Genomic DNA, 11,461 nt, shown 5'->3' on the forward strand with positions numbered 1-11,461 from the left:
CTCTTCCTGCCTTACTGCACCTGATCGCGGCTGACGTTGAGGTACACCGCCACATCGTCCATGCTCTCGACCTGCGAGAGGGGGACGTAGCGGTGCTCTCCCGTCGGGCTGTCGGTGCGGGTCAGCTTGAGCTGGTCACCCTCCATATGGTCCACCGTGCCGACGTGCTCGCCGTTCATGTCCTTGACCTGCATGTGCTCGCCCTGGCTTTCGAGGCGCTGGCGGAGGTCCTGCCTCACCCGGTCGTCGATCTGGTCGACGAGGTTCTGGTCGTTCTGTCCGTCGTTCTGGGTCATGGGCGTAGCCTACGGGGGCCTCCCGGCGAATCAGATGACAGTCAGGTACAGGAGGGCGTCACGGAATGTTGGTGGAATCTCCATGTCGCCTCCTCAACCCACCTCCGCAGCCAGGTTCCGCACGGCGCCCACGTCCAGCGCCGTGAGTGCGGCGTTCACCCGACCCGCGAAGTTCGGGGGAGCCCCCGGCAACGCCCCCGCCAGCGCGACTGCCCCCTTCTCGTTCAGAATCCAGGCCCGCCCCCGCGCGCCAAGGGTTTGCACCATCGCCATGACGGCTTGATACAGGCACCCCTGCGCATAGTGCACGTCGCCGCGTTTCAGGCCCTTGGCCGCTCCGTCCAGCCAAAAGCCGGGTTGCCAGGCGTAGTGCTCTTCGAGGGCTTGAGCGAGGGACGCCGGGTAGCCTCCGAGCCGTGCCCGCAGCCGCTCCAACCTTCCTGAGGGGTCGTGGAGGATGAGGCCCGTCGCCAGTTCCGCCGCGTAATGGTGCCCGTGGATGCCGTGGGGGTGTCCGGGCTGGGCGTGCACGCTGACCCTTCCGGCCAGGGCGTCCCCCACACTCTTCTCCACCCGCCTCACTTCCCGGTAGATGAGGTCCACCCGCTGCCCCTCCACCGTCAACCACGCGCCGCCGTCCACCCACGGACCCCAGCCGCCGGGCGGGGTGGCCGAAGCGGAGCCCGACTCGTCGAGGTCGCGGCACAGGGCGCTGAGCGCGGCGAGGTCGAAGGGGTGCGCGGCGTCGTAGGCGAGGCCGAGGTCGAGGTCGGAGTCGGGGCGGGCGTTGCCGCGGGCGTGCGAACCGCCGAGGGAGACGGCGACGATGCCGGGAACCCGCGCGACTTGAGCGGCGATGGTGCGGGCGAGGTCGGGAACGGTCACGCCCCCATCATCGCCTCAAGCCACCTGCACCACGCAGAAGCGGTTGCCGTCGGGGTCGGCGAGCACCACGTAGTCGGCCTCCGGCTCGTAGCGCCAGTCCACGCGGGTGGCTCCCAGGGCCAGAAGCCGTTCCACTTCCGCCGCCTGATCCTCGGCGTAAAGGTCGAGGTGATGGCGCCGCGCCTTTTCGGAGTCCACGAGATCGAGGGCGAGCTGGACGCCCGGTCCTTCCCGGGGCACCAGAACGGCCCAGTCGTCGTCCGGTTCGTTGCGCAGCCGGTAGTCCAGCGCCCGCGTCCAGAACTCGATGGCCCTCGGCACGTCCCGCACGCCCCAGACGATGGAGCCGATTCTGAGCATGGGCGCAGCTTAACAGCCCCGCCATTCGGCCTGCCCGGTGGGCCAGGCGGCGGATTCAGCCCGCCTCCCCCGCCCCGCTATGATGGCCTTTATGACGAAGGCGGCCAGCGGAGACAGGCAGGATAAGAAGGCACAGCAGTACGGGGTGACGCCCCAGAGCGTCGATTTCAACGACTGGTACAACGAGGTGGTCAAGAAGGCCGACCTCGCCGACAACAGCCCCGTGGCGGGCGCGATGGTGGTGCGGCCCTACGGCGCGGCGCTGTGGGAGAACATCGAGCGCTGGTTGGATACCCGCTTCAAGGCCACCGGGCACGAGTCGCTGCTCTTCCCCACCCTGATCCCCATGAACTTCCTGACGAAGGAGGCCGAACACGTCGAGGGGTTCGCGCCCGAACTCTTCACGGTGACGAAGATCGGCACGGAGGAACTCGCCGAGCCCTACGTCCTGCGCCCCACCTCCGAGACGATCATCGGCCACATGTGGAGCGGCTGGCTGAACTCCTACCGTGACCTCCCCTTCCTCCACTACCAGTGGGGCAGCGTCTTCCGCGCCGAGCTGCGGACGAAGGCGTTCCTGCGAACGAGCGAGTTTTACTGGCACGAGGGACACACGGCGCACGCGACGGAAGAAGAGGCGAGAGGAGAGGTCCGCCAGCAGCTCGACCTCTACCACGAGTTCTGCCGGGACGTGCTGGCCCTGCCCGTCGTGCGGGGGGAGAAGACGGCCTCCGAACGCTTCGCCGGGGCAGTCGCTACCTACTCCATCGAGGGGATGATGCGCGACGGGAAGGCGTTGCAATCGGGAACGTCGCACTACCTGGGGCAGAACTTCTCGCGGGCCTTCGACGTGAAATTCCAGACGCGCGAGCAGCGCGAGGAATACGCCTACACGACGAGCTGGGCGATCTCCAGCCGCATCATCGGCGCGATCATCATGACGCATGGGGACGACCAGGGGTTGATCATGCCCCCCAACATTGCTCCCATTCAGGTCGTCGTGATTCCCGTGGGCCGCAAGGACAACTTGGGCGAGATGGTGGCGGAGGGCGAGAAGTTGGCCGCCGAACTGCGCGCCCAGGGCCTCTTGGTCAAGGTCGACAAGCGCGACGGCGTGACGAACGGCTTCAAGTACAACGACTGGGAACTCAAGGGCGTACCTGTCCGGGTCGAACTCGGCCCCCGCGACTTGGAGCAGGGCGTCGTGGTCGTCAAGAACCGCAACGCCGAGGAGAAGGAGACCCTGAGCCGCGAGGAGGCCGTGGGCAGCATGAAGGCTCGTCTGGACGGCATCCAGTCCTGGCTCCTGAAGCGGGCGACCGACTTCATGCTCGAAAACACCGTCAAGGTGGACACCTACGAGGAGTTCAGGGCCGCCATCGAGGCCGGGAAGTGGGTGCTGGCCTTCCACTGCGGCGACGAGGCGAGCGAGCGGCAGATCAAGGAGGACACCAAGGCGACGATCCGCAACATCCCCCTGGACGACGCGGAGTTCTTCGCGGAGCGGGAGGAGGGCGGGGTGTGCGTGCATACCGGACGGCCCGCCGCGTACGGCAAGCGGGTGATTTTCGGGCGGCAGTACTGAGGGAGCGGTCAGCCGTCAGCAGAAGGGCCATCCAATCTGCCGGAGGGCTCTTTTGCTGTCCTGAGCGGGCACCTAACCTGACCCCATGACGACCATCCGCCCCTTCACGCCCACCGACCGCGCGGCCTGCCTCGCCCTCTTCGACTCGAACGTGCCGGAGTTCTTCCTGCCACCGGAGCGGGCGGAGTTCGAGCTGTGGTTGGACAAACCCTTCGATTCCGGCGAGTACGGTGAATACTTCGTGCTGGAGGACGAGGGCCGGGTCGTGGCCTGCGGCGGCGTGTGGCTCGACCCGCAGCACCCGGAACGCCCGGCGGGCTTCAGTTGGGGCATGGTCGCGCGGGACGCCCACCGGCGGGGACACGGCTCGGTGCTGCTGCGCTTCCGGCTGGAGCGGCTGCGGGAACTGGGGGCGCGGGAGGTCCACCTGGACACCAGCCAGCACACCGCACCCTTTTACGCCCGCTTCGGCTTCCGGGAGGTGCGGCGCGTGCCAGACGGATACGGGCCGGGCCTGGACCGGGTGGACATGGTGGCGGAGTCCAGCGGGTAGGGTGAGTCCGTGAGCGCCAACTCTCCCGCCGAGGTCGCCGCCCAGTACGCCACCGACCGGAACCTGCGCGTCCGCAAGGAGACGCACGTGCGGTACGGGGTGGGCCCGGATCTCGAGCCCAGGGTGGACGAGTTGCTGGCCCTGCGGGGCAACGAGGCGTTGTTGGACGTGGGGACCGGCCCCGGCGACTTTCCCGGACGGTTGCGTGATCAGGGGCACCGGGGCCGCCTCGTCGGGGTGGACCTCTCCCCTGGCATGGTCGAACACGCCACGGCCTTCCACCCAGGGGTCGAGTTTGTGCAGGCCAGCGCCGACGCCCTCCCCTTCCCGGACGCCTCCTTCGGCGTGCTCACGGCGCGCCACATGCTCTACCACGTCCCCGACGTTCCCGCCGCCCTGGCGGAGTTCGCGCGGGTGCTGAGGCCGGGCGGACGCTTCCTGGCCGTGACGAACGCCTCCGGTTCCCTGGGCGAACTGTGGGACGTGGTGGCGGAGGTGGCCCCGGAGGAACCTGCGCTCGGCGGGTTGCTGGAGAGCCGGGCGGGGTCGGCGGTGTTCTCGGAGCACAACGGCGAGGGGCTGGTGCGCGCGGCGTTCGGTCAGGTTCAGGTTGATGTTCTGGACAGCGCCCTTATGTTTCCTTCCCCCGAGCCGGTGCTGACTTACCTGGAGTCCATGACGGCGCTGCACCGTCTGGCCGAAGGGGACCGGGGCCGCGTCCGGGAGGCGCTGCGGCGGGTGCTGGCGCCCCGGTTCCGGGCGGGCGGGTGGCGGGTGCCCAAGCGGGTGGCCCTGATCGGTGCCCGGCGGTAGGGATGGCCCGGGACGGGCACGGGGACGCTCTATCCTGGCCCGGTGACTGCCCCCCGCTCCCTGCCTCCGCCCGCCGTCACCCGGTTTCTGGTCGGAGCCGTGCTGGGCGTGGCCGTGGCGGTGCTCCTCCCGAACCGCTGGCCTCTCGTCGTGCAGATTCTGCTGGGCTGGAACGCCCTGTGCCTCTTTGTGCTGGGCCGCGTGTGGCCGAGGCTGCTGAGTTCGACCCCGGAGCGGACCCGGGCCCTCGCCACCCGCGAGGACGACACTCGGACCATCGCGCTGCTCCTCACCGTCATGTCGGCCCTCGTCAGCCTGCTCGGCGTGGGGTTCGCGCTGGCCCTCGCCCAGCAACGGCCCGAGTGGGCCTCCGGTCTGACGGCGCTCGCGGTCGTGACGACGGTGCTCTCGTGGCTATTGCTGCACACCGAGTACACCCTGCACTACGCCCGGCGCTACTACCAGGACGGCGGCGGCGTGCTGTTTCTGGAGGGGGGCGGCACCGCGCAGGACCCCGACTACCGTGACTTCCTGTACCTGGGCCTGACCATCGGCATGACCTATCAGGTCAGCGACACCAACATCAACTCGCGGGCGATGCGCTGGCTGCTGCTCCAGCACGCCGTCCTCTCCTACGTGTTCGGCACGGTCGTGATCGCGCTGACGGTGGGCGGGGTGGCAAATTTGCTCGGGTAGCAGCCTGTTCGCCCCGCCTCCGCCATCTGGCCCTTTTCCCTCGGTCCCAACTCCTTTACACTGATCGGCGTGATCCGCTCTGCGCTTCCCACCCGGGGACGCCTCGCCTAGCCCAAGAGCCTGAGCGAGCCCGTCCCCGGCTGCGTGTGGCCGGGGCGTTTTCTTTTTCCCCCTCCAAGGAGTGAGCCGTATGTCGAAGATCGAGATTCAGGAGCCACGCGCCGAGCGTTACAACCCGCACGCCATCGAGCCCAGGTGGCAGGAGAAGTGGGAGGCGGAAGGCCTGTACACCTTCCGCGAGGACCCCGCCAAAACCAAGTTCTACGCGCTGACGATGTTTCCGTACCCCTCGGGGAACCTGCACATCGGCCACTGGTACGCGAACGTGGCGCCGGACGCGCGGGCCCGCTGGCTGCGGATGCGCGGCTACAACGTGCTGTTCCCGATGGGCTTCGACGCCTTCGGGCTGCCCGCCGAGAACGCGGCGATCCGCAACAACCTGAATCCGGCGGTGTGGACGTACTCGAACATCGAGCACATGACGGGGCAGTTCAAGCGGATGGGCACCATGATCGACTGGTCGCGCCAGTTCGCCACCTGCGACCCCGAGTACTACCGCTGGAACCAGTGGTTTTTCACCGAGTTCTTCCGGCGGGGCATGGTCTACAAGAAAGACGGCCTGGTGAACTGGTGCCCGAAAGACCAGACCGTGCTGGCGAACGAGCAGGTCGTGGACGGGGCGTGCGAACGCTGTGGCACCCCCGTCGAGCGCCGCAACCTGAGCCAGTGGTACATGAAGATCACCGACTACGCCGACGAGCTGCTGGACTTCTCGGGCACCGACATGCCCGAGCGCGTGAGGGTCATGCAGACGAACTGGATCGGCAAGTCGGTGGGCGCCGAGATCACCTTTGACACGCCCGCCGGGCCGGAGACGGTCTTCACCACCCGCCCCGACACGGTGATGGGCGCGACTTTCCTGGTGCTGGCCCCTGAGCATCCCAAGGTCCCTACGCTGACCACGCCGGGGCAGGCCGACGAGGTGCGCGCTTACGTCGAGGCGGCGGGCCGCAAGACCGACGTGGAGCGCCAGCAGGACGTGGGCGAGAAGACGGGCGTGTTCACGGGCTCTTTCGCCACGCATCCGGTCAGTGGGCATCAAATCCCCATCTGGGTGGCCGACTACGTGCTGGTGACGTACGGCACGGGCTCGATCATGGCCGTGCCGAGCGGCGACCAGCGCGACCTGGACTTCGCCCGCAAGTTCGGGCTGGACGTGATCGAGACGGTGCGACCCGAGGGCGCCGAGCCGATGGACGCGGTAACCGTCACCGAGGCGTATGCGGGCGACGGCATCATCGTCAATGAGGGGCCGCTGCACGGGATGAAGGGCGGCAAGGCGCACATCACCGCCGTCGTTGACCGACTGGCGGAACTGGACGTGGCGCAGGCCAAGACGACCTACCGCCTGCGCGACTGGCTGTTCGCGCGCCAGCGGTACTGGGGCACACCCATCCCCATCGTGTACTGCCCGGAGCACGGCGCCCAGCCCGTCCCCGACGACCAGTTGCCCGTCCGCCTGCCCGAGAACGTGGAGTTCACGCCCACCGGCCAGAGCCCCCTGAAGCTGGACCGCGAGTGGATCGCCACGACCTGCCCCGTCTGCGGCGGCCCCGCCGAGCGCGACACGGACACGATGGACACCTTCGTGGATTCGAGCTGGTACATGTACCGCTACCTGTCGCCGCACGACGACCAGCATCCTTACGACCCCGCCAAGGCCGACCTGATGCCGGTGGACCTGTATACGGGCGGCATCGAGCACGCCATCTTGCACCTGCTGTACTCGCGCTTCTGGACGAAGCTGATGCGCGACATGGGCCTGACCACGCAAAGCGAGCCCTTCCGGGCGCTGCGCAACCAGGGCATCATCCTGGGGCCGGACGGCGAGAAGATGAGCAAGAGCCGGGGCAACGTGGTGGACCCCGACGATCTGGTGCGCGAGTACGGGGTGGACACGGTGCGGACATACCTGATGTTCATCGCCCCCTGGGAACTGGGCGGCCCGTGGGACCCCAGCGGCATCAACGGCCCCGCGAAGTGGCTGTCGCGCGTCTGGGCCCTGTACTTCGACGAGAAGGTGCCCGGGCCGGAGGAAAGCGTCACCGAGGCCGAGTTGCGCTACGCCGTCCACTCCACCCTGAAAAAGGTCTCGGGCGACTTCGAGCGCCTGAGCTTCAACACGATCATCGCTTCCTTGATGGAGCTAACGAACACGCTGGTGAAGGCCAAGCGCTCGCCCGCTTTCGGCACGGGCGTTTGGGACGAGGCGCTGGACATCTTCAACCGGATGCTGGCCCCCGTGGTGCCCCACATCGCCGAGGAAATCTGGACCGAGCGCGGCGGGGCACAGAGCGTCCACGTCCAGTCCTGGCCCGAGGTGGACGAGGCCGCCGCCACCCGCGACACGGTGACGGTCGGCGTGCAGGTCAGCGGCAAGGTGCGCGGGCAGGTGGAGATCAGCAGGGCGGCGAGCCAGGAGGAGGCGTTGAGCGCCGCCCGCTCAAATCCCGACGTGGCCCGCTTCGTCGAGGGCAAGACGACGGTGAAGGAGATTTACGTGGCGGGGCGGATCATCAACATCGTGGTGAAGTAGCGCGGTTGGCCGAGGAAGAGGCGGCCCGATGGGCAAGGGGGCTTCTCTTCGCCCAGCAGGCCGAAGACCGTGAGTCAACCGTTCCAACTCCACACAGAAAAGGCCCCACCCGTCCAATTCGGCGGGTGGGGTCTCTCCTTCAGAGGGTCGGCGGGGGTGTCGGCCTCATCAGCGGTCGTCCGCGCCGACCTCCTCCCGGAGCAGCCGCAGGAGGTCGAGGGCCTGCTCGCGGGAGAGGGTCAGTTCCTGGGAGCCCGCGCCGTAGCGGTCGACCGAGAGATAGACGCCCTCCTGGGTGGGACAGACGTGCAGCCGACCGCCGGGCGTCCAGAAGGAGGTGAGCGGAGGAAGCGGGTGGGAGGGGGTCATGGCTCCCGCCCAGGGGAGAGGCTGGTGGCCCGGCTCTCTGTTCCATATTCAGCCCCGCTCACTGGGCCTGCTCCGTCCAGGCGGGGCGCGGCCCGTCCGGAAGCCGCCCCAGGGCCTCCCGCGCCAGTTCGCGGTCCTCGCGGGGTAGGGTGAGGAAGGCGAGCGCCATCAGCAGGAGGGTAACCGCGGCCAGCAGGAGGACGAGTTCCATACCCCAGTGTGCGAAAAGCCACACCGGGCGTGGTGACGGGCGCTTGCCGAAACCTCAACAGGCGGTTGAGCGAATCTGGAGAGTCCGGGGGCCAAGGCGGGGAGGCAGACGCGTCAGGAGGTCGCCCGCGGGGACGGGCCGGGAGCGGGGGCGGAGGACGGCTCCCCGCCCGTCTCCGGGGTCGTCTGCGCCCCGTCCCCCGCGGGCTCGGGGGGCACGAGCGCCTCGCGCAGCATCCGGAGTTGTTCGGCGTTGGCCCTGGCGTGGGCGTCGTCACTCATGGGGGCAGGGTGACACGCGGGGCGGGGCGAGGGGGGCGCAGATGCGGCGTGAGCTCAGCGGGTCCCCGCCCAGAAGGCGTCCAGGGCCGAGCGCACCTCGGGCAAGCGCTCGAAGTGGGGCAGGCCGTCGGTGCCCTCGATGCGGACGGCGCTCACGTTGGGCTGGGCGTCGAACTGCGGCAGGCGGTCGAAACTCACGAACGCGTCCCGGTCGTAGAGGACCAGGGTGGGCACCGGGAGCTTGCTGTAGAGGTCGCGGTAGGCGTCAGGGGTAAAGAGCCGACCGCTGATGAAGTACAGGGGCGCGTTCCTCGCGCCGGGCTGGCGGGTCGTCTCCAGGGCGTACTCGACGAGGCCAAGGTCCACGGGCCCGCGGAAGGAGCGGTCGAGGAAGAGTTCGATGCTGGGCCGGGTCCGCAGCAGGGCGTAGAGGGGCGTGCCGACCGCGCGCAGACGGCGGTAGAGCCGCTCGCCGCCGTCCTCGGCGTTCGCCTCCTGGGTGCCGCCGCGCGGTGCTCCGAGGCCGCTGGGACTGATCAGGGCCAGGGTGCGGATGCGGGGCTCCCCCAGGGCCGCGCGGGCGGCGAACTCGCCCCCCAGGCTGAGGGCCACCACGTCCACGTCGCCGCCGATCCGGGCGACGAGCGCGCGGATGGCCGACGCCATCAGCTCGGGGGTGTAGGGCACGTCGGGGCGGCTACTGCTCCCGAAGCCCGGCCACTCCAGGGCGTACAGGGGCCGGGTGCCCGCGTAGGCGTCCCAGAGCGGCTTGACCTCGTAGGCGCTCGCGGCGGCGTTCACCGAGGGGGTCAGCACCAGGGGCCGCCCGCTGCCCCGGGGGTCGGCGTAGTACGCCACCCGCAGGGAGCCCGGCAGGTCGAGGAACTGCCGCTCGCCGGAGAGCGCGGGGCGCAGGGCCGGGGCCGGAGCCGTCACCCGGGGCGTGGCGGGGGCCGGAGCGACCGGGGCAGGCGTCTGCGCGGCGGCCACCCCCGCGAGGACGAGCAAGAGGGCGGCGAGGGGCAGGCGCCAGCGGGAGGCGGGGCGGGGAGTCATGGTCCGATCTTTCGGCCCGGACGGCAGGGCGATTGTCCCGGGCCAGCCTCAGTTCAGGCGGTCGGGCCCCGGCGGCCCGCGCCCCCCCTCGCCGAGGTAGAGGGCGGCCACGTCGCGCAGGAGGCGGCGGGCGAGGGCGATCAGGTCGTCTTCGGTGGTGCCCGTGAGGTGGAAAGCGCCGCGCCCGGCGTACTCGCCCACGAAGGCGCCGTTCTCCCGGCGCACGCGGACGAAGACCTCGCACAGGCCCAGCCTCAGCCACGCGGCGTGCCACCCGCCGGGGGGAACGGGCCGCAGGCGCTGGTCGGGGTCGGGGGTGAAGTCGAGCGTGACGTTGTTCAGGGGGAGTCCCGGGCCGCTCGCGGTGCGCAGGGCGTGGTAGAGGGCATTCAGGAACGCCTCGCAGGCCCGCTGCTCGGCCTGCCGGGCGTCGGCGGCGCGCCCAATCGCGGCTTGCAGGGCGTCGAAGTCGTTCACGCGCCCATTCGTACCACGCGCGGGCCCCCGGGCAGCACCCCCCTCCCGTGGCCCGCTATGCTGCCCCCCGTGACGCCCCTGCCCCCCCGGCCCGTCCTCCTGATTTCGAACGGCACGGCGGAGGATCTGATCGGGGCGCGGCTGCTCGGGCACCTCGGCGCGGCCCTGCCGGGGGTGGAGGCGCGGGCGCTGCCCCTCGTGGGCGCGGGGGGCAGTTACGCGGGGCTGCCGGGGGTCACGCGGGTGGGCGGGGAACTGCGGCTGCCGAGCGGGGGCTTTCCCTTCGGGAGCGCGGCGAGCCTGCTCGCGGACCTGCGGGCGGGGCTCGTCGGCGCGTCGCTGCGGCAGTGGCGGGACGCCGGGCGGGCGGCGCGGGGCGCGGGCGCGGTCGTCGTGGTCGGGGACGCCTACGCCCTGATGGTGGGGACGGCGGCGGCGCGGGGGGCGGGCGTGCCCCTCGTCCACGTCCAGCCGCTCCTGAGCGCGCACTACCTGGAGGGGCTGGGCGTGCGGGGAGCCCTCTGCGAACTCAACGCGCTGGGGGCGAACCTCCCGATGCCCTACGAGTTGCGGCTGGCACGCGGGGCGCGGGCAGTCTTCGTGCGCGACGCGGTGACGGCGCGGTACTACCGGGCGCGGGGCGTGCGGGCGCGCTGGGCGGGCAGCTTCGCCCTCGACGTGCTGCCCCCGCCCGAGCGGGACCTGTCGGCGCTGACGGGGGGGCGCCGGGTGCTCGCCCTGCTGCCCGGCTCGCGGGGGGACCACCGCCGGAGCCTGCCCGTGATGCTGCGGGCGGCGGCGCGCCTCTCCGGGGTCGCGGGCGTCGTCGCCTGGGCGCACGGGTGGGACGCCGTGACCCTGCCGGGCGGCTGGCGGCTGACGGCGGAGGACGACCGGACGGCCTGGGCGCAGGGTGAGGGGGCGCGCATCCCCCTGCTGCGGGGCGCCTTCGGGGCGGTCGCGCGCTCGGCGGACGTGGCGGTGGGCACGGCGGGCACGGCGAACGAGCAACTCGCGGGGCTGGGCGTGCCCGCCGTGGCCTTCCCGACGGGCGGGCCGCAGTACACGGCGGGCTTCGCGCGGCGGCAGGGGCGGCTGCTCGGGGACGCGCTGGGGGTCGTCGCCCCCACCCCGGAGGCGGTGGCGGCGGAGGTGCGGGCTCTCCTCGGGGACCCGGCGCGGCGGGCTGGGCGGCGCGGTGTTCGCCTCCGCCGACCTCTCGG

General features: G+C 70.7%; 14 protein-coding genes. 6 read left to right on the top strand and 8 right to left on the bottom strand.

The genetic code is table 11. The features are described 5' to 3' along the window. Positions 1-11: 11 nt before the first annotated feature. The 3 genes from A7B18_RS18320 to A7B18_RS18330 all read right to left on the bottom strand — a co-directional run bounded on the left by A7B18_RS18320 (position 12) and on the right by A7B18_RS18330 (position 1,541). On the bottom strand, positions 12-296 hold the full coding sequence (locus tag A7B18_RS18320; protein ID WP_102128135.1) for a DUF2171 domain-containing protein: 285 nt from the start codon (positions 294-296) through the stop codon (positions 12-14). Positions 297-389: 93 nt separating this feature from the next. Next, positions 390-1,181 (bottom strand): nucleotidyltransferase family protein, encoded by a 792-nt coding sequence (locus tag A7B18_RS18325; protein WP_102128136.1) that lies wholly within the window; start codon positions 1,179-1,181, stop codon positions 390-392. Positions 1,182-1,196: 15 nt separating this feature from the next. Beyond that, entirely contained in the window at positions 1,197-1,541 is a 345-nt protein-coding gene (locus A7B18_RS18330) for a VOC family protein (protein WP_102128137.1), read from the bottom strand. A gap of 82 nt (positions 1,542-1,623) precedes the next feature. Between A7B18_RS18330 and proS the strand changes: the two genes are divergently transcribed. The 5 genes from proS (at position 1,624) to leuS (ending at position 7,844) form a co-directional block, all read left to right on the top strand. Next, positions 1,624-3,126: a proline--tRNA ligase gene (gene proS, locus A7B18_RS18335; RefSeq protein ID WP_102128148.1), complete on the top strand. Its 1,503-nt coding sequence runs from the start codon at positions 1,624-1,626 to the stop codon at positions 3,124-3,126. An 85-nt stretch (positions 3,127-3,211) separates the two neighbouring features. Continuing rightward, the gene (locus tag A7B18_RS18340; protein WP_102128138.1) at positions 3,212-3,679 is read left to right on the top strand and encodes a GNAT family N-acetyltransferase; all 468 of its coding nucleotides are present in this window, start codon (positions 3,212-3,214) and stop codon (positions 3,677-3,679) included. 9 nt (positions 3,680-3,688) lie between these two features. After that, positions 3,689-4,492, top strand: coding sequence for a class I SAM-dependent methyltransferase (locus tag A7B18_RS18345; RefSeq protein ID WP_102128139.1), 804 nt, complete (start codon positions 3,689-3,691; stop codon positions 4,490-4,492). Between the two features lie 42 nt (positions 4,493-4,534). Beyond that, positions 4,535-5,188 carry a DUF1345 domain-containing protein gene (locus A7B18_RS18350; protein ID WP_102128140.1) on the top strand — a complete coding sequence of 218 codons (654 nt, stop codon included), beginning with the start codon at positions 4,535-4,537 and terminating at the stop codon, positions 5,186-5,188. 190 nt (positions 5,189-5,378) lie between these two features. Beyond that, positions 5,379-7,844: a leucine--tRNA ligase gene (gene leuS / locus A7B18_RS18355; RefSeq protein WP_102128141.1), complete on the top strand. Its 2,466-nt coding sequence runs from the start codon at positions 5,379-5,381 to the stop codon at positions 7,842-7,844. A gap of 168 nt (positions 7,845-8,012) precedes the next feature. On the opposite strand, the gene A7B18_RS18360 is transcribed toward leuS, so the two are convergent. From A7B18_RS18360 to A7B18_RS18370, 5 genes are all read right to left on the bottom strand, one after another. Next, positions 8,013-8,213: a hypothetical protein gene (locus A7B18_RS18360; RefSeq protein ID WP_102128142.1), complete on the bottom strand. Its 201-nt coding sequence runs from the start codon at positions 8,211-8,213 to the stop codon at positions 8,013-8,015. Positions 8,214-8,271: 58 nt separating this feature from the next. Then, positions 8,272-8,424, bottom strand: a complete 153-nt coding sequence (locus A7B18_RS22085; protein ID WP_180970235.1) for a hypothetical protein — start codon at positions 8,422-8,424, stop codon at positions 8,272-8,274. A gap of 113 nt (positions 8,425-8,537) precedes the next feature. Next, the gene (locus A7B18_RS22090) at positions 8,538-8,705 is read right to left on the bottom strand and encodes a hypothetical protein (protein WP_180970236.1); all 168 of its coding nucleotides are present in this window, start codon (positions 8,703-8,705) and stop codon (positions 8,538-8,540) included. A gap of 54 nt (positions 8,706-8,759) precedes the next feature. After that, a complete protein-coding gene (locus A7B18_RS18365) occupies positions 8,760-9,761 on the bottom strand; it encodes an alpha/beta fold hydrolase (RefSeq protein ID WP_102128143.1) in 1,002 nt (333 codons plus the stop codon). Between the two features lie 48 nt (positions 9,762-9,809). Next, positions 9,810-10,238, bottom strand: coding sequence for a hypothetical protein (locus A7B18_RS18370; RefSeq protein WP_102128144.1), 429 nt, complete (start codon positions 10,236-10,238; stop codon positions 9,810-9,812). A 69-nt stretch (positions 10,239-10,307) separates the two neighbouring features. On the opposite strand from A7B18_RS18370, the gene A7B18_RS18375 reads away from it, so the two are divergent. After that, the coding region (locus tag A7B18_RS18375) for a lipid-A-disaccharide synthase-related protein (protein WP_245872961.1) at positions 10,308-11,461 on the top strand (1,154 nt) is incomplete at its 3' end.

Source organism: Deinococcus planocerae, from assembly GCF_002869765.1.
Lineage (GTDB): Bacteria > Deinococcota > Deinococci > Deinococcales > Deinococcaceae > Deinococcus > Deinococcus planocerae.

Coding starts and splice junctions, on each gene's coding strand:
- A7B18_RS18330 (WP_102128137.1), bottom strand. CDS start 1,541: ATGCTCAGAATCGGCTCCATCGTCTGGGGCGTGCGGGACGTGCCGAGG.
- A7B18_RS18360 (WP_102128142.1), bottom strand. CDS start 8,213: ATGACCCCCTCCCACCCGCTTCCTCCGCTCACCTCCTTCTGGACGCCC.
- A7B18_RS18365 (WP_102128143.1), bottom strand. CDS start 9,761: ATGACTCCCCGCCCCGCCTCCCGCTGGCGCCTGCCCCTCGCCGCCCTC.
- A7B18_RS22085 (WP_180970235.1), bottom strand. CDS start 8,424: ATGGAACTCGTCCTCCTGCTGGCCGCGGTTACCCTCCTGCTGATGGCG.
- proS (WP_102128148.1), top strand. CDS start 1,624: ATGGCCTTTATGACGAAGGCGGCCAGCGGAGACAGGCAGGATAAGAAG.
- A7B18_RS18320 (WP_102128135.1), bottom strand. CDS start 296: ATGACCCAGAACGACGGACAGAACGACCAGAACCTCGTCGACCAGATC.
- leuS (WP_102128141.1), top strand. CDS start 5,379: ATGTCGAAGATCGAGATTCAGGAGCCACGCGCCGAGCGTTACAACCCG.
- A7B18_RS22090 (WP_180970236.1), bottom strand. CDS start 8,705: ATGAGTGACGACGCCCACGCCAGGGCCAACGCCGAACAACTCCGGATG.
- A7B18_RS18340 (WP_102128138.1), top strand. CDS start 3,212: ATGACGACCATCCGCCCCTTCACGCCCACCGACCGCGCGGCCTGCCTC.